Origin of the sequence: Nocardioides dokdonensis FR1436 (assembly GCF_001653335.1) — a bacterium.
GTDB classification, from domain to species: domain Bacteria; phylum Actinomycetota; class Actinomycetes; order Propionibacteriales; family Nocardioidaceae; genus Nocardioides; species Nocardioides dokdonensis.
This window is the reverse complement of the sequence record NZ_CP015079.1, coordinates 1,371,713-1,393,683: the sequence shown is the minus strand read 5'-3', so window position 1 is coordinate 1,393,683 and position 21,971 is coordinate 1,371,713. Positions and strand designations below refer to the sequence as shown.

Annotated in this window: 19 protein-coding genes; 4 read left to right on the top strand and 15 right to left on the bottom strand. The window is 73.4% G+C overall.

The window, feature by feature from the left end; translation table 11 throughout:
• Nucleotides 1-35: 35 nt before the first annotated feature.
• Nucleotides 36-2,399 (top strand): MMPL family transporter, encoded by a 2,364-nt coding sequence (locus I601_RS06600; protein ID WP_068107578.1) that lies wholly within the window; start codon nucleotides 36-38, stop codon nucleotides 2,397-2,399.
• 86 nt (nucleotides 2,400-2,485) lie between these two features.
• On the opposite strand, the gene I601_RS06595 is transcribed toward I601_RS06600, so the two are convergent.
• The 9 genes from I601_RS06595 to I601_RS06555 all read right to left on the bottom strand — a co-directional run bounded on the left by I601_RS06595 (nucleotide 2,486) and on the right by I601_RS06555 (nucleotide 9,380).
• On the bottom strand, nucleotides 2,486-2,959 hold the full coding sequence (locus I601_RS06595) for an SRPBCC family protein (protein WP_068107577.1): 474 nt from the start codon (nucleotides 2,957-2,959) through the stop codon (nucleotides 2,486-2,488).
• Entirely contained in the window at nucleotides 2,956-3,438 is a 483-nt protein-coding gene (locus I601_RS06590) for a glutathione peroxidase (RefSeq protein WP_068107574.1), read from the bottom strand. The genes I601_RS06595 and I601_RS06590 overlap by 4 nt, the downstream gene beginning before the upstream one ends.
• A 117-nt stretch (nucleotides 3,439-3,555) precedes the next feature.
• Nucleotides 3,556-4,296: a hypothetical protein gene (locus I601_RS06585; RefSeq protein ID WP_068107573.1), complete on the bottom strand. Its 741-nt coding sequence runs from the start codon at nucleotides 4,294-4,296 to the stop codon at nucleotides 3,556-3,558.
• A gap of 46 nt (nucleotides 4,297-4,342) precedes the next feature.
• On the bottom strand, nucleotides 4,343-4,858 hold the full coding sequence (locus I601_RS06580) for a hypothetical protein (protein ID WP_068107571.1): 516 nt from the start codon (nucleotides 4,856-4,858) through the stop codon (nucleotides 4,343-4,345).
• A complete protein-coding gene (locus tag I601_RS06575; RefSeq protein ID WP_084527279.1) occupies nucleotides 4,855-6,144 on the bottom strand; it encodes a DUF58 domain-containing protein in 1,290 nt (429 codons plus the stop codon). Before I601_RS06575 ends, I601_RS06580 begins: the two co-directional genes overlap by 4 nt.
• A complete protein-coding gene (locus tag I601_RS06570) occupies nucleotides 6,141-7,124 on the bottom strand; it encodes an AAA family ATPase (protein ID WP_068107569.1) in 984 nt (327 codons plus the stop codon). Before I601_RS06570 ends, I601_RS06575 begins: the two co-directional genes overlap by 4 nt.
• A gap of 2 nt (nucleotides 7,125-7,126) precedes the next feature.
• Nucleotides 7,127-7,594, bottom strand: coding sequence for a hypothetical protein (locus I601_RS06565; RefSeq protein WP_157519935.1), 468 nt, complete (start codon nucleotides 7,592-7,594; stop codon nucleotides 7,127-7,129).
• Nucleotides 7,591-8,328, bottom strand: coding sequence for a DUF4129 domain-containing protein (locus tag I601_RS06560; RefSeq protein WP_068107566.1), 738 nt, complete (start codon nucleotides 8,326-8,328; stop codon nucleotides 7,591-7,593). Before I601_RS06560 ends, I601_RS06565 begins: the two co-directional genes overlap by 4 nt.
• Before the next feature lie 68 nt (nucleotides 8,329-8,396).
• The gene (locus I601_RS06555; protein ID WP_068107565.1) at nucleotides 8,397-9,380 is read right to left on the bottom strand and encodes an SDR family NAD(P)-dependent oxidoreductase; all 984 of its coding nucleotides are present in this window, start codon (nucleotides 9,378-9,380) and stop codon (nucleotides 8,397-8,399) included.
• 142 nt (nucleotides 9,381-9,522) lie between these two features.
• On the opposite strand from I601_RS06555, the gene I601_RS06550 reads away from it, so the two are divergent.
• From I601_RS06550 to I601_RS06540, 3 genes are all read left to right on the top strand, one after another.
• Entirely contained in the window at nucleotides 9,523-10,362 is an 840-nt protein-coding gene (locus I601_RS06550) for a class I SAM-dependent methyltransferase (RefSeq protein ID WP_068107562.1), read from the top strand.
• Between the two features lie 85 nt (nucleotides 10,363-10,447).
• Nucleotides 10,448-11,626 (top strand): CaiB/BaiF CoA transferase family protein, encoded by a 1,179-nt coding sequence (locus I601_RS06545; protein ID WP_068107561.1) that lies wholly within the window; start codon nucleotides 10,448-10,450, stop codon nucleotides 11,624-11,626.
• Nucleotides 11,623-13,110, top strand: a complete 1,488-nt coding sequence (locus I601_RS06540) for a carboxyl transferase domain-containing protein (protein WP_068107559.1) — start codon at nucleotides 11,623-11,625, stop codon at nucleotides 13,108-13,110. Before I601_RS06545 ends, I601_RS06540 begins: the two co-directional genes overlap by 4 nt.
• 169 nt (nucleotides 13,111-13,279) lie before the next feature.
• Here I601_RS06540 and bar read toward each other — a convergent pair whose 3' ends face one another.
• The 6 genes from bar to I601_RS06510 all read right to left on the bottom strand — a co-directional run bounded on the left by bar (nucleotide 13,280) and on the right by I601_RS06510 (nucleotide 21,969).
• Nucleotides 13,280-14,386 carry a barbiturase gene (bar, locus tag I601_RS06535; protein WP_068107557.1) on the bottom strand — a complete coding sequence of 369 codons (1,107 nt, stop codon included), beginning with the start codon at nucleotides 14,384-14,386 and terminating at the stop codon, nucleotides 13,280-13,282.
• A gap of 67 nt (nucleotides 14,387-14,453) precedes the next feature.
• On the bottom strand, nucleotides 14,454-15,404 hold the full coding sequence (locus tag I601_RS06530) for a carbamate kinase (RefSeq protein ID WP_068107556.1): 951 nt from the start codon (nucleotides 15,402-15,404) through the stop codon (nucleotides 14,454-14,456).
• A 74-nt stretch (nucleotides 15,405-15,478) separates the two neighbouring features.
• Nucleotides 15,479-16,297 carry an SDR family oxidoreductase gene (locus I601_RS06525; protein WP_218917761.1) on the bottom strand — a complete coding sequence of 273 codons (819 nt, stop codon included), beginning with the start codon at nucleotides 16,295-16,297 and terminating at the stop codon, nucleotides 15,479-15,481.
• Nucleotides 16,294-18,276, bottom strand: a complete 1,983-nt coding sequence (locus tag I601_RS06520) for a hydantoinase B/oxoprolinase family protein (RefSeq protein ID WP_084527275.1) — start codon at nucleotides 18,274-18,276, stop codon at nucleotides 16,294-16,296. Before I601_RS06520 ends, I601_RS06525 begins: the two co-directional genes overlap by 4 nt.
• The gene (locus I601_RS06515) at nucleotides 18,273-20,384 is read right to left on the bottom strand and encodes a hydantoinase/oxoprolinase family protein (protein WP_068107551.1); all 2,112 of its coding nucleotides are present in this window, start codon (nucleotides 20,382-20,384) and stop codon (nucleotides 18,273-18,275) included. The genes I601_RS06520 and I601_RS06515 overlap by 4 nt, the downstream gene beginning before the upstream one ends.
• Nucleotides 20,385-20,535: 151 nt before the next feature.
• A complete protein-coding gene (locus tag I601_RS06510; protein WP_179948558.1) occupies nucleotides 20,536-21,969 on the bottom strand; it encodes an amidase in 1,434 nt (477 codons plus the stop codon).
• Between the last annotated feature and the right edge of the window lie 2 nt (nucleotides 21,970-21,971).

The window sequence follows — 21,971 nt, the reverse complement described above, 5'->3', positions numbered from 1 at the left end:
CCCGGCACCACCGTGCCGCCCACAGGAGAGACACCATGGCCACCCTGCTCGCCCGACTCGGGACCACCGCCTACCGACGCTGGCCGTTCTTCATCGCCGGCTGGGTCGGCGTCCTCGCCGTGATCATCGGCCTGGCCGCCGGCTTCGCCAAGCCGATGTCGGACAACTTCACCATCCCCGGCATCCCCTCCGAGCAGGCCGCCGACCTCCAGGCCGAGCTCTTCCCGGGCTCCACGAGCGCCTTCGACCAGGCCAACGTCACCGTCGTCGTGCAGGCGCCGCAGGGCGAGACCCTGGCCGACCCCGCCAACGCGGCGGTCGTGGACCAGCTCGTCGTCGACCTCGCCGGTCTCCCGCAGCAGGCCGACGACGTGCAGATCGTGCCCCCCGGCCAGGCCGCGGCCGGCCAGGAGCAGATGCTGGTCGACCAGGCGAAGGCCAGTGGCGGCTCAGTCGAGCGGGCCCGCAGCAACGCGGCGGCCATCTCCCCGCTCACCGAGGACGGCCGCACCGGTCTGATCACCTACACCTGGGACGTGGAGACGCCCGCCGACGTCGAGGCCGCGACCCTCGATGCGCTCGACGACGTCATGGACCAGGCGCGCGACGAGGGCCTGACCGTCGAGGCCAACGGCCCCGGAGCCACCGGCTTCGCCACTCCCGGCCTGGCCTCGGAGGCCATCGGCATCGGGATCGCCCTGCTGGTGCTGATCCTGACCTTCGGCTCGCTCGTCGCGGCCGGTCTGCCCATCATCACCGCCCTCATCGGGGTCGTCATCGGCCTGACCGGCGTCACGGCGATGACCGCGGTCGTCGACATCTCCAGCAGCACCTCGATCCTGGCCACGATGATCGGTCTGGCGGTCGGCATCGACTACACGCTGTTCATCCTGGCCCGCTACCGCACCGAGCTGCACCACACCGACGACCGGGCCCGCGCGGTCGGGATCGCGGTCGGCACCGCCGGTTCCGCGGTCGTCTTCGCGGGCCTGACCGTGCTCATCGCGCTGTCGGCGCTGGCCGTGGTCGGGATCCCGTTCCTGACCGCCATGGGTCTCGCCGCGGCGGCCACCGTGTTCGTGGCCGTGCTGATCTCGCTCACGCTGCTCCCGGCGGTGCTGGGCATGCTCGGCCGCAAGGCCTTCGGCGGCCAGGTCCGCCGCTACGCCCCGAAGCGCGACGAGCAGGGTCTCGTCGTCAACAACGGCGTGCGCTGGGCCCGCTGGGTCGGCAAGCGCCCCGTCGCGCTGGTGCTGGTCGTCGTGGTCGCCCTCGGCGCCCTCGCCATCCCGCTCAAGGAGCTCCAGCTGGCCTTCCCGACCGACTCCACCGCCGCCAGCGACACCACCCAGCGCAAGGCCTCCGACCTGGTCTCGGCGGAGTTCGGCCCCGGCCGCGAGGCGCCGCTGCTGGTCGTCGTCGACGCCCGCGACATCGCGTCGGGCGAGGAGGGCGCGGCCTTCGGCGGCGTCGTCGAGTGGGCGGCCGGACTCCCGGGCGTCCAGAACGCACAGGTCGTGGGCACCAACGCCGACCCCAGCGCCGAGCCCGGTACGCCGGCCGCGGCGGCGACCGGTGCGCTGGTGCAGGTCCTGCCCGAGTTCGGTCCCGCCGATGCCGAGGCCCAGGAGCTGCTCACCGATCTGCGCGACGGCGAGGCCGGCGTGGAGGACTCCACCGGCACCGACATCGGCGTCACCGGACTGACCGCGATCACCACCGACGTGTCCGACCGCCTCGCCGACGCGCTGCCGGTCTACCTCACGATCATCGTCGGCCTGGCCTTCATCCTCCTGATGATCGTCTTCCGGTCGATCCTGGTGCCGCTGACCGCCACCCTGGGCTTCCTGCTCTCGGTGCTGGCCACCCTCGGCACCACCGTCGCGGTGTTCCAGCTCGGCTGGGGCGGGCTCGTGGAGGGTCAGCCGCTGGTCAGCTTCATCCCGCTGTTCCTCATCGGCGTGGTCTTCGGTCTCGCGATGGACTACCAGGTGTTCCTGGTGACCCGCATCCGCGAGGCCCGCGTGCACGGCATGTCGACCCCCGACGCGATCGTCGACGGGTTCCGCAACTCCGCCCGGGTCGTGACGGCGGCTGCAGCGATCATGACCGTGGTCTTCGCGGCGTTCATCCTCCAGGACGACGCGATCATCAAGTCGATGGGCTTCGCCCTGGCGGTCGCCATCATCTTCGACGCCTTCATCGTGCGGATGGTGCTGATCCCGGCGCTGCTCTACCTGATGGGCGACAGGTCCTGGTGGCTCCCGGCCTGGCTCGACAAGATCCTGCCCAACGTCGATGTCGAGGGCGAGCGCCTCGACCGCGGCGCGACCTACCGCGACGAGGACCTCGACGGCGAGCTCAACGGCCTGAGCGACGAGGAGTCGGTCCGGGTCTGAGCCGGACCCGCAGGCCCTGACGCACTGCAGCCCCCGACCGGTCTCGGTCGGGGGCTGCTGCGTACGTCGGTGCGGCCGTGCGGACCTCAGGCCTCGGTGGTGCCCAGCCGCTCGAGGAGGTTCTTGGAGAACCGGTCGCCCATCTTCTCGATGACCCCGCTCATCGTGGCGGTGACCGCCTTCGAGGAGACCTTGGGCAGCGGCAGGTCGAGGGTGATCTCCAGGTTCGTCGCCAGGTGGGTGCCCTCGTCGGCGTCGGAGAGCTGGTACCACCCCTCGACGGCCGAGCGCTCCGTCGCACCCTCGGGCGGGTCGTGGCGGAACTCGATGCGCTCGAGGTCGGTGAAGGTCATCTTCTCGGTGAAGGCCGGGGAGACGTTCTTGCCCAGCACCTCCAGACCGCTCATCTCCCAGCGCCAGTGCTCCCCGTCGGCCGTGATCCGCTTGACGAAGGGGGTCATCTCGGCGATCGCGTCGGGGTCGACCAGGAGGTCCCAGATCTCCTGGCGGGTGGCCTTCACGACCGCGGTGGCCTCGGTGCTGGCGGAGAAACGGGTCATCGGGTGAGCTCCTTCTCGATGTCGGCGGCGATCTTCTCGGGCTTGGTGGTGGGGGCGTAGCGGGCCACGACCTGCCCGTCGCGGCCGATGAGGTACTTGGTGAAGTTCCACTTGATCCTGCTGCCCAGGACGCCACCCTTCTCCGAGCGCAGCCACGCGTACAGCGGGTGGGCGTCGTCCCCGTTCACCTCGACCTTCGAGAACAGCGGGAAGGTGACGCCGAAGTTGCGCTCGCAGAAGCCGGCGATCTCGTCGTCGGCGCCGGGCTCCTGGCCGCCGAACTGGTCGCAGGGGAAGCCCAGCACGCTGAAGCCGCGCTCGGCGAAGGTGTCGTGCAGCTGCTGCAGGCCCTGGTACTGCGGCGTGAAGCCGCACTGCGAGGCGGTGTTGACCACGAGCGCGACCTGGCCGCGGTAGTCGGCGAGGTCCACCTCCCGGCCGTCGATGCTGCGGGCGCTGAAGTCGTCCAAGGCGGTCATGCCCAGGAGTCTGGCAGGCAACCGGGCGTCCTCACCCCACCCGACGAGTCCGGACCAGGAGGTCCCACGTCGGGCGCTCGGCAGGGGGCACACCTGTGCCCCGCTGCGATCCGCGGATCAGCCGACCATCGTGCCGCGGACCTCGACGCTCTGCTGGTAGCCGGCCGGGTTGTGGTGCCCGTCGAGGTGCACCCGCACCCGCCGGTCCCCCACCTCGAGCACCAGCTCGTCCCGCTCGATCACGGCGACGTCGCCGCAGACGCGGTACGACGTGCCCTCGAGCCGCTCGAGCACGCCCCCGGGGGCGGCGCGCACGACGTCCTCGGTCGCGAGCAGCCGCAGCTCGGGGCGCAACCGGCTGCGCACCGCCAGGAAGAAGCCCACCAGCGCGACCAGGATCGCGTTCGCGACCAGGGTGGTGACGAGCGCCGCGTTGCTGTCGACGCGCCCGCTCACGCGGTAGACCTTGGGGTTGTCCGGGAGGTGCACCACCTCGGTCTCCCCGCTCGCGACCACGGCGTCGTACGCCGCCTCCTCGAAGGGCACCAGCACCCGGTCGTCCTGCGCCGCGGGGGCACCCTCCTCGACCTGCTGACCCACGACGGCCTCGACGACCTCGGCGGGCAGGCGGACCACCACCAGCCGCTCGACGAGACCGCTCTCGGCGTCGCGCACGGCCTCCTCCAGGGCGGCGCCGCCGTCGGCGGTCTGCGCCTCCTCCAGGGTCTGCGCGGGCACGGTGCTGCGGGTGCCGTTGCGGTCGAGGTCGCGCGCCTGGAGCGTGCTGTGCAGCAGTGGCAGGTTGATCATCGTGGCCAGCACGCCCACCAGCAGCCAGGTCTTCAGTCGTCGGCTCACCCGACCAGTATCCGGACCGCCCGGTGGGCTCAGCGCAACCGGGGCGTCAGTCACGCTGCGTGAGGAGCACCGACGCCACGGTGCTGGCGCCCAGCACGGCGGCGAGTCCTGCGACCCAGATGCCAGCAGGCGGTGCGACGTCGCGCACAGCCACGGCCAGGGCGAAGGTGAGTGGAGCCGCCAGGTAGACGAGCCCGGCCCGGCGGGCCCAGAGCCGGGCCAGCGCCGGATCGACGGGCATGCCGGCAGGTCCGTACGCCGCGATCGTGGCCGCGACGTGCGCCGTGAGCAGCGCGAGGGCCGCCGGCAACGCCCAGGGGTCGAGGCCGTCCCGCAGACCGATGCCCCACCAGGCGATGACGAGCACGAGCACCGTGGCGCCGGCGGCCGACTCGGGGAAGACCGCCCAGCCCACGCCGAGGACGAGCACGAGGGCGACGAACCACGCGCTGGGCGCCTCCCCGGCACCCAGGGTGCACAGCCCCGCCGCGGTCGGCAGCACGGCCACGAGGGCCCGGACGACCCACTGGCCGGCGCTGAGACGGCCGACGAACGGGGTCATCGCGCGACCACCCGCGGCGTCCGGGCCGCCCGGGCGAAGCCTCGGAGCACCTCGTCGAGGGTCCCGGGCCCGCGCCACGGCACCACGGGGCACCCCCGTGTCTCGACGTCGGCGAGGAGCAGGTCCCGCTCGATCCGGCGCATCCGCCAGGCTAGCCTCTCGACCGCACCGACGGCGTCGGGACCGGTGCCGACCAGACGGCGAGGCAGGGTGTCGACGACGAGCGTCGGCAGTCCGCGGCTGGTGAGGGTCGCGGTGAGCGTGGACACCAGGTCGTCGAGCATGGGCGAGAGGATGACGACCACCGTGCCGGGCGTGACCCGCAGGCGCAGACGATCGGCCTCCACCTCCGTGGACCGACTGGGCCGCACCCCCGCGAGGGCCGTGAGGATCCGCTGCTGATGACGCTCACCGGACCCGTAGCCGACGGAGCCTGCGGCCGGCCCGATCACGCGCAGCCCCACCCGGTCCCCGGTCCGCCCCACGTGGCGGGCGACCGCGGCAGCGGCCCGGACGCTGAGGTCCAGGCTGCTCTCCTCGGCCCCGAAGCCGCCGGAACGGCCGTGGTCGGCGAGCGCGTCGACCACGAGCAGCACGGCGCTGTCCTCCTCGCTGCGGGTGGAGACGACGTGCAGCTCGCCAGTACGCAGCGTGACCCGCCAGTCGACCCGGCGCAGCCTGTCCCCGGCCCGGAAGGCCCGGATGCCCGCGAGCTCGGAGCCGGCGCCCACCCGCGCGGACCGGTGCGTCCCGACCAGACCGAGGGGCTGGGGCATCTCGGCGCGCGAGTCGAAGGCTGCCGGATCCGGGAGGACCCGGAGGGACGAGGCGACGACCGGAACCGGCCCCCAGCGCCAGCCGCCCCACGCCGTGGTGAGGGCCACCTTCTCCTCGGCCGGCGCACGCAGCCCCCACCGTCGAGGGCTGACCTCGAGGTCGAGCCCCCGACCCGGCTGCCACAGCGTCCCGACGACGCCGTGCGCCGGATGCAACGCGACGTACGGCGTCCGCCCGCTGACCCGGGCGACGTGCTCGGCCGCGTCCGCGCCAGTCAGCGTCAGCCGCGACGTCGTGCCCTGGCCCTCGTGCAGCACCTGGTGGTCGAGCTGGACGCGGGCCGTGGGCGTCGAGCGGGTGGCCCGCAGCAACCCCAGGGCGGCGCACAGGGCGAGCGGCGCGACCAGCACCACCAGCACCGGGTCACCCAGCAGCACGGCGAGCGCCGTGCCCGTGGACGCGACGAGGGCCGCTCTCCCCAAGGAGGCGGTGACGCGCCATCGGCTCACGCCCCACCGACCGATGTCTCCAGGGTGGCAGGGGTTGCCACCGTGGACAGCACTGCCGAGACGACCTGGGCCGCCGAGGCGTCCGACATCCACAGCTCGGGCCGCAGCGTGATCCGGTGGGCGAGCACCGGACCGGCGACCGCCTTGACGTCCTCGGGGGTGACGTAGTCCCGCCCGCGCAGCACGGCCAGTGCCCGCGCCGTCAGGACCAGGCCCAGGGACCCGCGGGGCGACGCGCCGGTGAGCACCTGCGGGTGCGACCGGGTCGCTGCAGCCAGCGCCACGCAGTAGCGCCCGACGCTCTCGTCCACGGCGACGGTCTCCACGGCGGCCTGCATGGCACGCAGGCCGGCGGCGTCGGTGATCGGGTCCAGGGTCACCTCCTCCTGGCGCCGGTCGAGCCGACCGGCCAGCACGGCGTACTCCTCGGCGTGGGTGGGGTAGCCGAAGGAGACGCGCAGCAGGAACCGGTCCAGCTGCGCCTCGGGCAGCGGGTAGGTGCCCTCGTACTCGATGGGGTTGGCCGTTGCCAGGACGTGGAAGGGGTCCGGCAGGGCGAAGGTCTGCCCCTCGACGCTCACCTGGTGCTCCTGCATGGCCTCCAGCAGCGCCGACTGGGTCTTGGGCGGGGTCCGGTTGATCTCGTCGGCCAGCAGCAACCCCGTGAACACCGGCCCGCGGCGGAACTCGAACTCGCCGCGCCCCTGGTCGTAGATGAAGGAACCCGTGAGGTCGGCCGGCAGCAGGTCCGGCGTGAACTGGGCCCGGGCGAAGTCCAGGCCCAGCGCCAGGGCAAGGCACCGCGCCGCCAAGGTCTTGCCGAGGCCCGGGACGTCCTCCAGGAGGACGTGGCCCTTGGCCAGCAGCCCGGCCAGCACAATCTCCAGCTGGTCGTGCTTGCCGATGATGATGCGCTCGACCTCAGCGAGGACGTCACCCGCGCGGCGGCTGGTCTCGTGGACGGACATCGGTGCCGGCATGCTCAGATCTCCTCGATGTGGTGGATGCAGCGGTCGATCTCGGCCGGGCTCATACGGCGTGGCGCGGCGTCCAGCACGGCCAGCAGCTCGGGGTGGACCCGCTTGCGGGCGGCTGCCTCCCACGCCACGTGGTGGCGCTGGGCGAGCGCGCGGCGCGCCAGCCGCTCGAGGGCGTCACGCACGCTGGCGTCCGGGTCCGTCGCCTGGAGGTGGTTGTCGAGCATCCGCTGGTAGGTGGAGAGCCGCCTGTCCGCGCCGGGCGCGGCCACCGACGGTTCGACGCGGATCCCCCATCCGGGGCCGGCGTCCACGAGCACGTCGATGATGACCCACGAGGCGCCCGCGCACGCCCCGCACACCAGAGCCAGACGCAGGAGGTCCGGCTCGAACCCACTGACCTGCAGCGCGATCGCCAGCACGGCGACTCCGACGGCCGCTGCGCCTGTGCGCAGCCCCCAGCGACGCCTCACGACCGCTCCCCCCGCCCGACGAGGACCGAGTCCAGGTCCTCCCACAGGGCGATCGCTCGCGCCCGCGCGTCCTCGCCGATCTCGTGCCGGCTGAACCGTGCCTCGCGGAACCCCTCGGCCAGGGCGCTCACCGTGGCGGCGTCCGCGCCGGACAGCTCCAGCACCCGGCGTGCGAACTCCGTCGATGTCTCCGACGCCCTCGGGTGCACGCCGAGATCGGCCGCGCGGTCCTCGAAGCGTTGCCAGCAGGCGACGATCGCGTTCCTCGGGGATCCCTGCGCCAGGGCCCTGCGTCGCTCCTCTGCGTCACGAGCCAGCGCCTCTCCGATCACCGCCCGCGAGGGAGGCTCGAGCACGTCGAACTCCACGTGGTCGCTCGGCGCAGCCGCGGCGGGGCGAAGCCGCCACAGGTGGCGCGCGCCCAGGCCCAGGACGACGGCCAGCGCCACGCCAGCACCGAGCATCAGCACGCCGGCCAGCACCGCCAGCAGCGGGGACTGCTCATCGGGACCGGGCCGGGTCCCCTCCGACAGGGGTCCGAGCATCCCGTCGACCGAGGGGGTCGTCTGCGGCGCGGACGGGAGCGTGACCCGGTCGGGCCCCTCGCCTCTCAGCACCTCGCCCGGCCCGATGGAGGCCGCCCACACCGCCAGCAGGAGCACCAGCACGGTGCAGCCCACCACGGCGACGACAGCCGCGCGCGCCGCCCCGCCGGAGGTGCGCCGAGACTCCATACATCGAACCTAGCGGCGCTCGCTGCGCTGGTCGAGCCTCCCGGCCGGGGGCAGGACGGGCCAGCCGCTCAGCGCAACCGGGGCGTCGCGGTGACGGTGGCGACGTACTCGAGCAGGCGGGCGCGCAGGTCGGGATCCTGCTGGCGCTGCCAGCCGAAGGTCGTGGGCCGCTGGGCCCGGTCGTGCCAGAAGTGCTGGTGCTCGGAGGTGGGCCGGGTCGCCACCAGCCACACCGCGGTGTCGGCACCGTCCTCGGGCTCGCGCAGCACCTTGCCGAGGACCTTGTTGAAGGTCGGCAGGCTCTCGGTGACGCCGGGGGTGCGCACCCAGCCCGGGTGCATGCTCTCGACCTTGACGCCGGTGCCGGCCAGCTCGGTGGCCCAGGCGTCGGCCAGCACGACCTGCATCCGCTTGGTGCGGGCGTAGGCCTGGACGCCCTTGTACTCACCGCGGCGGTACTCGATGTCGGCGTCGTCGCGGGTGCGCAGCCCCGAGCCGTACATCCCGCCCGAGCTCATCCACACCACGGAGCCCGGCCCGGCCGTGAGCCGCTCGCGCAGCAGGTGGGTCATCAGGTGCGGCCCGAGCACGTGCGCGGCCAGCGCCATCTCGTGGCCCTGGGCGCTCTCGACGCGCTCGGGGGGCATCACGCCGGCGTTGTGCACCAGCCCGTGCAGCGCGTCGACGCGGCCGGCCAGGTCGGTGCTGAAGGCGCGCACCGCGTCGAGGTCGCTGAGGTCGCAGACCTCCTCCACGATGTCGGCGTTGGGCACCTCGAGGCGCAGGTCGCGGGCGTAGTCGGCCACCTTGTCGGGGTTGCGGCCCAGCAGGTGCACCGTGGCCCCCAGGTCGAGGAACGAGCGCGCCATCGCCTCCCCGATGCCCGAGGTCGCCCCGGTCACCAGCACCCGCTTGCCCACCAGCGATCCGGGCGCGGGATCGGCCGGCCAGAACTTCCGGCGTACTCCGGAGCCGATGGAGGTGTAGCCCAGCACCACCGAGCGGTCCAGGGTCGCGTCGACGGCGCGGGCGAGCAGCGAGGAGGAGTCCATGACCTCGACCCTAGGCAGGCGGGTCGGCGGCGCCGCTCACCCCTGCCCGCAGACCACCGGGCTGACGGCCGTCGGCGGCGGGCCGTGGTTGACTCGGCACCGAGGACCGACACAGTCCTCGCCACCGTGCACCGGGAGTCCCGTGACCATCACCGCCACCGCCGACCAGCTCCTCCACCACGTCCGCACGGCGCTCGGCAGCAGCGCGCTCCCCGGGCTCGAGCCCGAGGGCTACGCCCTCGCCCACGCCTCGTTCGAGGCCCGCTCCGACCAGCGCCGGCTCATCCAGGAGCACCTGTGCTCCCTCCTGCGGCCCCGCGCCGTCGGGCCGGTCTCCGTGCTGTCGCTCGGCTGCGGCGACGGCTCGGTCGACGCCCTCGTGGCCGCGACGCTGCTCGAGGGCCCCGGCCCGGTGCGCTACGTCGGGGTCGAGCCGTACGCCGGCAGCGCGCGCGCCTTCGCCGACCGGCTGGGCGCCCTCGGCACCCGTCTCGACGTCGTGGTGCACGAGACCGCGGCCGAGGCCGCCCCGCTGGGCGACGAGACGTTCGACGTGGTGCTGTTCGTGCAGTCCATGTACTACGTGCCCGACGTGGCCGCGGCGCTGCGGGCGGCGTACCGGCGGCTGCGGCCGGGTGGGGAGCTGCTCGTGCTCACTGCCACGCAGGGCCCGCTCAACCGACTCGTCGCCGCCCTCGCACCGCCCGTCGAGGGGCGTCCGCAGTGGTTCAGCGAGGATGTCGAGGTGGGTCTCACCGAGGCCGGTCTGCCACCGGGCTCCACCGTCTGCCTCGACGCCGTGCTGGACCTCACCGACGCCGAGCCCGACGTCCTCGACTTCACCACGCAGGCCCGCCTGACCGCCCAGGTGCGCCGAGCGGCCCTGGTCTTCCTGGCCGCGGTCGCCCTGCCGGCCTCCGACCCCCGCGCCCTGCTGCTGGCCCACCCGGTGGTCGTCCTGCGCTGCGTGCGCGACACCTGAGGTCCACCTGCACCACAACAACCACGGGCTGGCGTTGGCAAGTGGTGCCATAGGGGCCGGTTCGACACAGGGCTAGCGTGCGGCCATGGACCCGCACTCGGCACCCCTTGACGACCTCGTCGTGCTCGACCTGACCCGCGCCCTCGCCGGCCCGCACGCCGCGATGATGCTCGGCGACATGGGTGCCCGGGTGATCAAGGTCGAGAGCCCGGCCGGTGACGACACCCGCGGCTGGGGCCCGCCCTTCATCGGCGAGGGCGACGAGCGCGAGTCGACCTACTTCCTGGCCGCCAACCGCAACAAGGAGTCGGTCGTCCTCGACCTCAAGACCGAGGAGGACCGCGAGGTCCTCGCCGGGCTCGTGCGTCGCAGCGACGTGCTCATGGAGAACTTCCGGGTAGGCGTGCTCGAGCGGCTCGGCTTCGGCCTCGACCGGCTCCACGAGCTCAACCCGCGCCTGATCCTGCTCTCGATCACCGGGTTCGGCCACGACGGGCCCGAGGCCACCCGCGCCGGCTACGACCAGATCGCCCAGGGTGAGGGCGGCCTGATGAGCATCACCGGCAGCGACCCCGACCAGCCGACCAAGGTCGGCGTACCGATCGCGGACCTGCTCGCGGGGATGAACGGCGCGTACGGCGTCCTCGCCGCGCTGCACGAGCGCTCCCGCACGGGTCGCGGCCGGGTGGTGCGCACCTCGCTGCTGGCCAGCGTCGTCGGCGTGCACGCCTTCCAGGGCACCCGCTGGACGGTCGCCAAGGAGGTGCCCGGGATGTCCGGTCCGCACCACCCCTCCATCGCGCCGTACGGGCTGTTCCACACCGCCACCTCGCCGGTCCAGATCGCCTGCGGCTCCGAGACGCTGTGGCGCTCCTTCGCCGCCGCGGCCGGGATCGACGTCGACGACCCGCGCTTCGCCACCAACGGCGACCGGGTCGGGCACCGCGAGGAGCTGACCGCCGTGATCGAGGAGGTCTTCGCCCAGCAGCCGGCCGAGCACTGGCTCGAGCTGTTCGCCGGGGCCGGGATCCCCTCGGGCAAGGTGCGCTCGATCGACGACGTCTACAGCTGGGAGCAGACCCGCTCCCAGGGCCTGCTCCTCGACGTCGAGCACGCGACCCAGGGGTCGCTGCAGCTCCCGGGGTCCCCGATCCGGTTCGACGACCAGCCCTACTCCGGCGGCCGCGCGACCCACCAGGCCCCGCCCACGCTCGGCCAGCACGACGCCGAGATCCGCGCCTGGGCCAGCGAGCCGCTGTCGTGAAGCGGGTCGCCACGCCCGCCCGTGAGCTGATCGGGCGCGTGGTCGAGCCCGACTCCTTCGTCTGCTGGGACACCCCGCCCGAGCGGGGGGAGATCTCCCCCGAGTACGCCGCCCAGCTGGTCGCCGCGGCCGAGAAGTCCGGCGAGGACGAGGCCCTGATCACCGGCGAGGCCCTGGTCCGCGGCCGCCGCGTGGCCCTGGTCGCCGGCGAGTTCGCCTTCCTGGCCGGCTCCATCGGGGTCGCGGCCTCGCGGCGCCTGATCGCCGCCATCGAGCGTGCCACCGCCGAGGGCCTCCCGCTGCTGGCCTCCCCCACCTCCGGCGGCACCCGGATGCAGGAGGGCACCGTCGCCTTCGTCGAGATGGCACGGATCTCCGCCGCCGTCGCCCGGCACAAGGACGCCGGCCTGCCCTACCTGGTCTACCTGCGCCACCCCACCACCGGCGGCGTGATGGCGTCGTGGGGCTCGCTGGGCCACATCACCGTGGCCGAGCCCGGCGCGCTGCTGGGCTTCCTCGGCCCCCGCGTCTACGAGGCGCTCTACGGCGAGACCTTCCCCGAGGGCGTGCAGACCTCGGAGAACCTCTACGCCCACGGCCTGATCGACGGCGTGGTGCCCCCCGAGGAGCTGCCCGCGATCGTCGAGCGGGCGCTGGCCGTGCTGACCGCGGCACCGCCCGCCTCGGTCCCGGACCCGCTCGCCGACGCTCCGGCGCCCGACCCGGACATCGACGCCTGGGAGTCCATCACCCGGTCCCGCCGCGCGGACCGGCCCGGTGTGCGCCAGCTGCTGCGGCACGCCGCCTCCGAGGTGATCCCCCTCAACGGCACCGGTGAGGGCGAGAGCGACCCCGGCATGCTCCTGGCCCTGGCCCGCTTCGAGGGCGCGCCCTGCGTGCTCCTCGGGCAGGACCGGTCGACCCAGACCGAGCTCGAGCCGCTCGGCCCCGGCGCGCTGCGCGCCGCCCGGCGCGGGATGCGGCTGGCCGCCGAGCTGCGGCTGCCACTGGTCACCGTCATCGACACCCCCGGCGCCGCGCTCTCCCCGGAGGCCGAGGAGGGCGGGCTGGCCGGCGAGATCGCCCGCTGCCTGGCCGACCTGGTCACCCTGCAGTCGCCGTCGGTCACCGTGCTGCTCGGACAGGGCTGCGGCGGGGGCGCGCTGGCGCTGCTCCCGGCCGACCGGGTCATCGCCGCCCAGCACGCCTGGCTGTCGCCCCTCCCCCCGGAGGGAGCCTCCGCGATCATGCACCGGACCCCGGACCGCGCCCCGGAGATGGCCCGGCAGCAGGGGGTGCGGGCCAGCGACCTGCACGCCGCCGGGATCGTGGACAGGATCGTGCCGGAGCGGCCCGACGCCGCCGACGAGCCCGAGGAGTTCTGCCGCCGGCTGGGCAGCGTGCTGCGCCACGAGCTGGGCGGCCTGGCCGAGCTGAGCACGCCCACCGTGCTGGCCCGCCGCCGGCAGCGCTACGCCGGCTGAGGGCCGGCTGGTCGACCGCCGCAGCGGTGAGCCAGCAACCACCCGCCCCACCCGAACGGTTGCCAGCGCACCGCTCCCGGCCGACCGGCCCGGTGCGCGCACCCGGTGAGAACGCAGAAGGGGCGCCCCCAGCGGGGGCGCCCCTTCTCGTGCGTGTGGTGCGGGTGCGTCAGCCGAGGTCGACGATCGCGGCCACGGGGCCGCCACCCTCGGGGCCCTGGTGGGCGGCGGAGACCGACACGAAGACCGCGGGGTCACCGGTGACGGCAGCGGTGACGCCACCGACGGCGGCCTTGATCTGGCGGTGCCAGTGCACGTCGGAGTCGTCGAGCATCGCGTTGCGACGTCCGCGGACCTCGCCGTCCTGGCTGGCCTCGCACTTGAGGAACACGTTGACCAGGCGGCCGTCGAGGTCGGCCGTGCGCGGACGCTCGGGCAGCTCCAGGCCGGCGTTCGAGATGGCCTCCCAGATGCCGTCCTGGTCGAGGGCGTCCTTCATGACCGAGTGGCCGATGCGGTAGCGACCACCGACGCCGCGGACGTTGCCCACCACGACGACCTGCGCCTGGTCGAGCTCGACGCCCGAGGAGCAGGAGGCGACCGCGGAGAAGAGCTCGCGGCTGTGCATCACGTCGTCGTCGGTCGGCATCTCGATCTCGCCGAGCGCGACCGCGATCCCCAGGGCGGTGACGCCGTTGGAGAGGTCCATCGACTCGTGGGTCTGCTCGGTCCACACCTGCTTGCCGCGGCTCTTGGCGTCGCGGATGGTGTGGATGGTCAGCAGCGGCGTCTTGGTCTGCACGTAGTGCACGTCGGCCGGGTCGGTGATGCCGGCCCGCTCCATCGCGACCTTGACGGCGTCGGCGACCTTCTCGATCATCGGGGTGCGCCCGATCTCCTCGGGGAGGAGCTGCTCGCTCATGGCGAAGCCGACCGAGAGGCGCGGCTCGTCGGTCTTCTCCACCTTGTCGTCGGGCAGGGTGGCGAAGATGGTGGCGTGGGGGCTGATGACACCGTCGGTGCCGCCTGACCACACGATCGGGATCTCGCGCACGGCCTCGGCGGAGCGGGTGCCCTTGGCCGCGATCACCTCGCGGAAGGCCCGGTCGGCGATGATCCGGGTGTAGTCGTTCACCCCGCCGTTGCCCTCGGTCTTGCCGATGATGGCGATGACACGGTCGGCCTCCATGACACCGTCGTCGATGAGCTTGGCGAGCTCGCTCGCGTCTGCGACGGAGTGGATCGGCACCTTGCGTACTTCGATGGCTGCGGGCACGTCCGCTGTCCTTCCTCTTGGGTGTAGCTGGTCTGGGTCGGTGATCTGGTCTGGAGTGGCCGGCCGGTCAGCGCGGGACGGGCGGGTCCGGCACGACCCGGGTCCCGAGGTGTCCCTCGATGGCCTGGGCGATGCGGCTGAGGGAGGTGATGATCCCGGTGCCGCCGGTCTGCTCGGCGAAGCGCGTGACGGCCTCCACCTTGGGTCCCATGGACCCCGCCGCGAAGCCCTGGTCGCGGGAGATGGCACGCATCTCGGCGACGGTGACCTCCCCGATCGGGCGGGCGTGGGCGGTGCCCCAGTCCGTGACGGCGGAGTCGACGTCGGTGGCGATCACCAGGACGTCGGCCGAGGTCTGCCGGGCGATCAGGGCGGCGGTGAGGTCCTTGTCGATGACGGCCTCGATGCCGCTCAGGCTGCCGTCGTCGCGGCGGACGGTGGGGATGCCCCCGCCGCCGGAGCACACCACGAGGTAGCCCTGGGCCAGCAGCGTGTCGGCGGCCGGGCCGTCGAGGCACTCGAGCGGCTCCGGGGAGGCCACCACCCGGCGCCACCCACGGTCGGGCACCTCGACGAAGTGCTGGCCGTGCTCGATCAGCACCCGCGCCTCGTCCTCGGGCAGGTAGCGACCGATCGGCTTGGTCGGGTCGGTGAAGCCGGGGTCGGCGGCGTCGACCAGGGTGCGGGAGACCAGCGCGGCCGAACGGCGGTCGCTGCCGCGGCGGGTCAGGGCACCGTCGAGCGCGCTCAGCATCAGGGCGCCGATCGTGGCCTGGGTCTGGGCGCCGCACCAGTCCAGGGGCACCGGCGGCACCACGGAGGCCGACAGCTCGTTCTTGAGCAGCAGGTTGCCCACCTGGGGGCCGTTGCCGTGGGTCAGCAGCACGTCGTGGCCGGCGACCACCAGGTCGGCGACCAGCTCGGCCGCCTGGGCGACCGCCTGGGCCTGGTCCTCCGGGCGCGCGCGTCCGTCGGAGGAGGTCATGGCGTTGCCGCCCAGGGCGATGACGATGCGCATGCTGACGAACCTAGGGTCGGCCGCACCGCCTTGGCACGGGCAGGATCGGCCAAGTGGATGCGCCGATGTGGGCACTATCTGCCAGTGGCGGACGGCCCTGCGGCCGGGTCGCCGGCTCCGAGCTCCCGGGCCAGGGTCGCGGCGAGCGGGGTGCCGCCCCGACCGAGCAGGGCCCGGAGCACGAGCCCGCCCGTCGGGAGCCCGTGCCGGTCGTAGTACTCGAACATCGCGCGCAGCCACTCCCGCTCGGCCTCCGGCGCCGCGGCCACCGCCTCGTCGGTCGGCACCCGCTGCAGCGGCACGTCGCGCCGGAGCACGCGCGCGGCGGTCTCGGCGACGTCGCGGGCGGAGACCGGTCGGGGTCCGCCCAGCTCGTACGTCGCCCCCTCGTGGCCGTCCTCGAGCAGCACCCGGGCCGCGGCCTCGGCCACGTCGGCGAGGTCGACGAGCCCGAAGAGCCGGTCCGGGTCGTAGGGCACCCGCACCGCGGGCTCGTCGCCGCGCAGCCCGGACAGGAGGTTCTGCACGTAGGCGCAGGGCTGCAGGACCGTCCAGCGCAGCCCGCTGCGCCGGACCAGGTCCTCGCCGCGGGCCTTGCCCAGGTGGTGCGGCATCGACGGCGTGTACGGCGCTGCCACGGAGTGGTGGACCACGCGGTCCACCCCGACCCGCTGCGCCGCTGCCAGCACGTCGGCCACCAGCGCCGGCTCGTCGGGGTGCAGGTTCGGCGCCATCAGGTAGACCGCCGTGCACCCGGACAGGGCCGGGTCGAGCCGGTCGAGGTCCGCCCGCCCCAGCGGACGGACCCGGGCTCCCCGCTCGCGCAGGGCCCGGGCGAGCGCCCGGCCGGTCTTGCCTCGACCGGCCAGGACGCCCACCTCGTGCTGGGTCACAGCCAGTCGACGTCCGCGACCGTGGCCCCGCCGCTGAGCTGGGCGTAGCCCGGCCCGCGGTGGAAGAAGGCCTGCTCCGGGCGGGCCGCGCCGACCTCGGCGCGGTGCCGCTCGGTGGCGTCGGCGTCGAAGCCGAGGCTGTCGTCGTCCAGCGACCCGGTCAGCACGACGCCGTAGTCGGCCAGCGCCGCCTCGGGCGAGACCTTGCGCCAGACCACGTCGCGGACCACCATCTCGGGGTCGCGCACCAGCGGGTCGCCCCAGCCGCCGCCACCGGTGGTCCGGATCCGGATCACCTCACCGGCCTTGACCGGCTCGTCGTCGGCCAGCGCCTCGACGATCCGCTCGTTCGGGCCGTCCGGGTCGATGACGACCTCGAAGGAGCGACCGGCCTGGCCACCCTTGACGCCCCAGCAGGCCAGGATCGACCGGTCGGCGATCGACATGAAGTGGCCGTCCTTGAGCATCCGGATGTGCTTCTCGTAGCCGAGGCCACCGCGGAACTGCCCGGCGCCGCCGGAGTCCATGGCCAGGCCGAGCTTCTCGACCAGGAACGGGAAGCGCGACTCGGTGAACTCGCTGGGCAGGTTCCGGGAGTCGGGGACCACGTGGATGGTGTCCTCCCCGTCCGCGTAGTAGCGGCCGCCGGAGCCGCCGCCGAGCACCTCGCGCATCAGGTAGGGACGGCCCTCGAGGTCGTCGCCGTAGACGCCCGTGTAGCGGATCGTCTCCTGGTCGGCGGGCATCCGGCCGTCGACGGCCTTCGCGACCACGCCGGACAGCACCCCGAGCAGGCGCAGGATCACGAACGTGCGGGCGTTGGTCGGGGCCGGGAACTCCGGGGTGAGCAGGGTGCCCTTGGGCGGGAAGCGCATCTCGATGAGGGGGATGATCCCCTCGTTGACGTCGAGCTCGGCCATCCGCTCGGGGGTGTCGGCCAGGTTGCGCAGGATCGGCGCCAGCCACTTCTTGAGGAAGACGCCGTCGGAGTAGTCGCCGCAGTGGTTGATCGGGCCCTTGGCCTGCGGGGAGGTGCCGGCGAAGTCGATGATGATCCGCTCGCCGTCGGGGTCCTCGGCCGGCGTCCGGGTCAGCGTGATCCGCTGCGTGTGCAGCTGCGGCTCGTCGACCCCGTCGTGCTCGGCGTAGTCCTCCCACACCCAGCTGCCGACCGGGATCTTCGAGAGGATCTCGCGCCGGTAGGTCTGGGTGGTGCGGTCGATGATCGCGTCGAAGCACGACTCCACGACGTCGCGGCCGTACCGGTCGAAGAGCTCACCGAGACGCTGCGCGCCCATCAGGCAGGCCGAGCACTCGGCGTCGAGGTCGGCGGCCAGGGACTCCGGCATCCGCGAGTTGCGGGTCATGATCCGCAGCGCGGAGCGGACCGGGACGCCCTGGTCCCACAGCTTGATGGGCGGCACCATCAGGCCCTCCTCGAAGACCGAGGTGGCGTGGCTGGGCATCGAGCCGGGGACGGCTCCGCCGATGTCGTCGTGGTGGCCGAAGGCCTGGACGAACGCGACGACCTCGGGGCCGTTGCCGGCGTCGTGGAAGACCGGGACGGTGACGCACAGGTCGGGCAGGTGGCCGATGCCGCCCTCGGACTCGTAGACGTCGTTGTGGAAGAAGACGTCGCCGGGGCGCATCTCCTCCAGCGGGAAGTCCCGGGCGATGGGGTGCACCAGGGCGCTGTAGGAACGACCGGTCAGCTTGCGCAGCAGCCGGTCGTGGATGCCGGCGCGGAAGTCGTGCGCGTCGCGGATCATCGGGGAGCGCGAGGTGCGGCCGATGGCCGTCTCGACCTCCATCTCGACCGAGGCCAGGCTGCCCTGGACGATCTCGACGAGGACCGGGTCGGCGGACGCGCCGGCGTCGCCGGTCAGGCTGCCGAACGGGAACTGGGTGGGCGCCTTGGCCGACGGGATCGTCGTGCGGCCAGGCTCGAGGGCGGGCTCGGTGGCGGGAGCGGCGGTCATGCCGTCACGTCCTCTCGGGTCACGATGACGTTGCGGTGGGCGTCGATGCGGGCGTGGAAGCCGGGGTGCAGCGGGATGGTCGAGCCGAACTCCTCGATCACGGCGGGGCCGCTGACCTGCTGCCCGGGGGCCAGGTCGGGGCGCCAGTAGACCGGGGTGTCGACGTACCCGGTGGTCGCCTCGAAGCAGACCGGGCGGCGGCTCGCCGGCTCGGGGGTGCCCGGCTCGTCGGCGATCGTCTCGACGGCGATGTCGGGGCGCTGGATCGGGCCGATGCCCGAGACCCGCAGGTTGACCCACTCCACCTGCTGGCTGTCGTCGGTGGAGAAGTCGTAGCCGTACAGGCCGCGGTGCTCGGCGTGGAAGCGGCGGGCGACCTCGTCGAGGGTCGCCTGGTCGACGGGGCCGTCGGGCATGGGCACCCGCACCTCGTAGGCCTGGCCGAAGTAGCGCACGTCCGCGGTGCGGTCGAAGCGGTGCTGCTCGGCGGGGAAGCCCTCGCCGTCCAGCGCCCGGGCCGCGCGGGCGGTGAGGGTGTCGAGGACCCCGGCCACCTCGTCGGCACGGAGGTTCTCGTGCAGGCTGACGCTGGTCTGGACGTAGTCGTTCTTGACGTCGACGGTCAGCAGGCCGAAGGCGGAGACGTTGCCCGGGTTCGGTGGCACCAGCACGGCGCGCAGCCCGAGGATGTCGACCAGGCGGCACAGCAGCAGCGAGCCGGAGCCGCCGAAGGTGGTCAGGGTGAAGTCGCGGACGTCGAGGCCGCGCTTGACGGTGATCTGGCGCAGCGCGTTGGCCTGGTTCCAGGCGGAGATCTCCAGGACGCCGCTGGCGCACTCCTCCGGGGAGATGCCGAGCTTGCCGGCCAGGGCGACGACGCCGGTGCGGGCGGCGTCGACGTCGAGCGGGATCTCGCCACCGAGCAGGTGGGGAGGGATCCGGCCCAGGGTCACGTGGGCGTCGGTGATCGTGACGTCGGCCCCTCCCTTGGCGTAGCAGAGCGGGCCCGGGTCGGCGCCCGCCGAGTGCGGACCGACCTTGAGGGTGCCCTCGGGGGAGAGCCAGGCGATGGAGCCGCCGCCGGCACCGACGGTGACGACGTCGATCATCGGGATCTTGCTCGGGAACGCCCCGACGCTGCCCTCGGTGGTCAGCGTGGGCTCGCCGTCGATGACGACCGAGACGTCGGTGGAGGTGCCGCCGCCGTCACAGGTGAGGACCTTGTCGAAACCGGCGACCTGGGCGATGAGCGCGGCGCCCAGGGCGCCGGCCGCGGGGCCGGACAGGACGGTGGTGATCGGCTGGTGCACGACCTCCTCGGCGGAGAGCACCCCGCCGTTGGACTTCATCACGTAGAACGGCACGTGCCGCTCGACCTCGGTGCTGGCGAAGGCGTCCAGCCGGGTCTTGATGTTGCTGACGTAGCGGGAGAGCTTCGGCTTCACCGCGGCGTCGACGAGGGTCGTCATCGCGCGCTCGTACTCGCGGTACTCGCGCAGCACCTCCGAGGAGACGCTGACGACGGCCTCGGGGTGCTCCTCGCGCAGGATCTGGCGCAGCCGCTCCTCGTGCTCGGAGTTGGCGTAGGCGTGCAGGAGGCAGACGCCGAGCGTGTTCACGCCGCGGTCGCGGAACCACCGGGCGGCGGCGCGGGCGCCCTCCTCGTCGAAGGGGCGCACCTCCGCGCCGGTGTGGTCGAGGCGGCCGCCGACGCCCTTGACCAGGTGCCGGGGGACGATCCGGTCGGGCTTGACCCAGAAGTAGGAGTTGCCGTACCCGTCGGGCACCGACTGGCGGGCGATCTCGAGCATCGCCTCGTAGCCCTCGGTGGTGATGAAGCCGAGCTCGTCGACCTTGCCCTCGAGGAGCTGGTTGGTGGCCACCGTGGTGCCGTGGCTGACCGCGGCGATCGCGTCGCCGTGGTCGGTGGGCAGACCCAGCAGTCCGAGCACCTTCTCCACGCCGGCGAGGAAGCCGTCGGCCGGGTTGCCCGGCGTCGACGGCGTCTTGGTCGAGACCAGCTCGCCGCTGCCCTCGTCGAAGGCGACGACGTCGGTGAAGGTGCCACCCGTGTCGATGCCGATCCTGATGAGACGGTCCTGCGTCACGGGCTGCTCCTGTTCTGGGGGAAGTTCCCTGAGGTTCACGGGGACCATTCCACCCGGGAACTGAGGCGGTGAACACGGCATCACTTGCCGGACGATGGCGTTTTCGTTGTCACTGTTCGCCAACCGGGCATCGCCGACCGGCGACCGTTCGTCAAACGTTGCCGAGGGCCGGGCGACGATCTCCCACGCGAGTGATCTGCTCGAAGGCGTGCGCGATCTCCAGCAGCCGTCGCTCCCCGGAGTGCGGGGCGACGATCTGGATGCCGACCGGCAGCCCGTCGGTGGTGAACCCGGCCGGCACCGAGATGGCCGGGCAGCCGGTCACGGTGATGAGGTACGACGAGCGCATCCAGTCGAGGTAGGTCTCCTGGGGGCGGCCGTTGATGGACTGCGGGTACTCCTGGTCGGCCGGGAACGGCGGGACCTGGCTCACCGGCAGCACCAGGACGTCGTGGGACTCGAAGAAGACCCGCATCCGCTCCGCGAGCGTCGTGCGCTGGGTGTAGGCCCGGGCCACGTCGGCGCCGCTGAGCGGCGCGCCGGCCCGGATGTTGTCGGCGAGCGAGGCCTTGAACTGGTCGGGGTGGGCGGCCAGCAGGTCGCCGAACCGGGCCTGGAAGTGCCAGGCCCGCAGGGTGCGGAAGGTGTCCTCCGCCTCGTGCAGGTCGGGGTGGGCGTCGACCACACGGCTGCCCGCCCCCTCGAGCACCGCGACCTGGTCGGCCAGCACCCGGGCGACCTCGTGGTCGACCTCGAAGGCACCACCCAGGTCGGCCGAGAGCGCGACCCGCAGGCCCGCCAGGGCTGCGCCCCCCGACCGCTCGAGCGGCTCCGCGAAGACCGCACCCGGGGTCTCCAGGGCCATCGGGACGCGCGGGGTCGGACCGGCCTGGACCGAGAGGAGCAGGGCCAGGTCACCGACCGTGCGTGCCATCGGACCGCTCACCGCGGTGGCCTCCCACGCGTTGGCCTGGGGCCACTCGGGCACCCGGCCCAGGCCCGGACGCAGGCCCACGACGTTGTTGAACGAGGCGGGGTTGCGCAGCGAGCCGCCCATGTCGGTGCCGTCGGCCAGGGCCACCATGCCGGTGGCCAGGGCCGCCGCGCTGCCGCCGCTCGACCCGCCCGCGGAGCGGCCCAGGTCGTAGGGGTTGAGGGTGGTCCCGAAGATCGTGTTGAAGGTGTGCGAGCCGGCGGCGAACTCCGGCACGTTGCTCTTCGCGACCACCACGGCACCGGCCGCGCGGATCCGCTCGACGACCAGCTCGTCGGCCTCGGGCACGTGGTCGGCCATCAGGGGCGAGCCGTACGTCGTGCGCCACCCGCCCACGTCGTGGGTGTCCTTCACCGCGTAGGGCAGGCCGTGCAGGGCGCCGACCTCCTCGCCGCGGGCCAGGCGCTCGTCGGCCTCCGCCGCCTGCGCGCGGGCCCGGTCGGGGTCGACGCTGACGAGTGCGTTGACCTGCGGGTTGACCTCGTCGATCCGGGCCAGGTGCAGCTCGAGCAGCTCACGGGCGGAGATCTCCCGGGCCCGCAGGGCCGCGGCCATCTCGAGGGCGGTGCTGAAGTGGTCGAGGGCGCTCATGT

Excerpts from the sequence above, each read along its gene's own strand:
- I601_RS06595 (WP_068107577.1), bottom strand. The coding sequence starts at position 2,959 with ATGACCCGTTTCTCCGCCAGCACCGAGGCCACCGCGGTCGTGAAGGCC.
- I601_RS06510 (WP_179948558.1), bottom strand. The coding sequence starts at position 21,969 with ATGAGCGCCCTCGACCACTTCAGCACCGCCCTCGAGATGGCCGCGGCC.
- I601_RS06560 (WP_068107566.1), bottom strand. The coding sequence starts at position 8,328 with ATGGAGTCTCGGCGCACCTCCGGCGGGGCGGCGCGCGCGGCTGTCGTC.
- I601_RS06545 (WP_068107561.1), top strand. The coding sequence starts at position 10,448 with ATGGACCCGCACTCGGCACCCCTTGACGACCTCGTCGTGCTCGACCTG.
- I601_RS06555 (WP_068107565.1), bottom strand. The coding sequence starts at position 9,380 with ATGGACTCCTCCTCGCTGCTCGCCCGCGCCGTCGACGCGACCCTGGAC.
- I601_RS06590 (WP_068107574.1), bottom strand. The coding sequence starts at position 3,438 with ATGACCGCCTTGGACGACTTCAGCGCCCGCAGCATCGACGGCCGGGAG.
- I601_RS06600 (WP_068107578.1), top strand. The coding sequence starts at position 36 with ATGGCCACCCTGCTCGCCCGACTCGGGACCACCGCCTACCGACGCTGG.
- I601_RS06530 (WP_068107556.1), bottom strand. The coding sequence starts at position 15,404 with ATGCGCATCGTCATCGCCCTGGGCGGCAACGCCATGACCTCCTCCGAC.
- I601_RS06520 (WP_084527275.1), bottom strand. The coding sequence starts at position 18,276 with ATGACCGCCGCTCCCGCCACCGAGCCCGCCCTCGAGCCTGGCCGCACG.
- I601_RS06570 (WP_068107569.1), bottom strand. The coding sequence starts at position 7,124 with ATGCCGGCACCGATGTCCGTCCACGAGACCAGCCGCCGCGCGGGTGAC.
- I601_RS06580 (WP_068107571.1), bottom strand. The coding sequence starts at position 4,858 with ATGACCCCGTTCGTCGGCCGTCTCAGCGCCGGCCAGTGGGTCGTCCGG.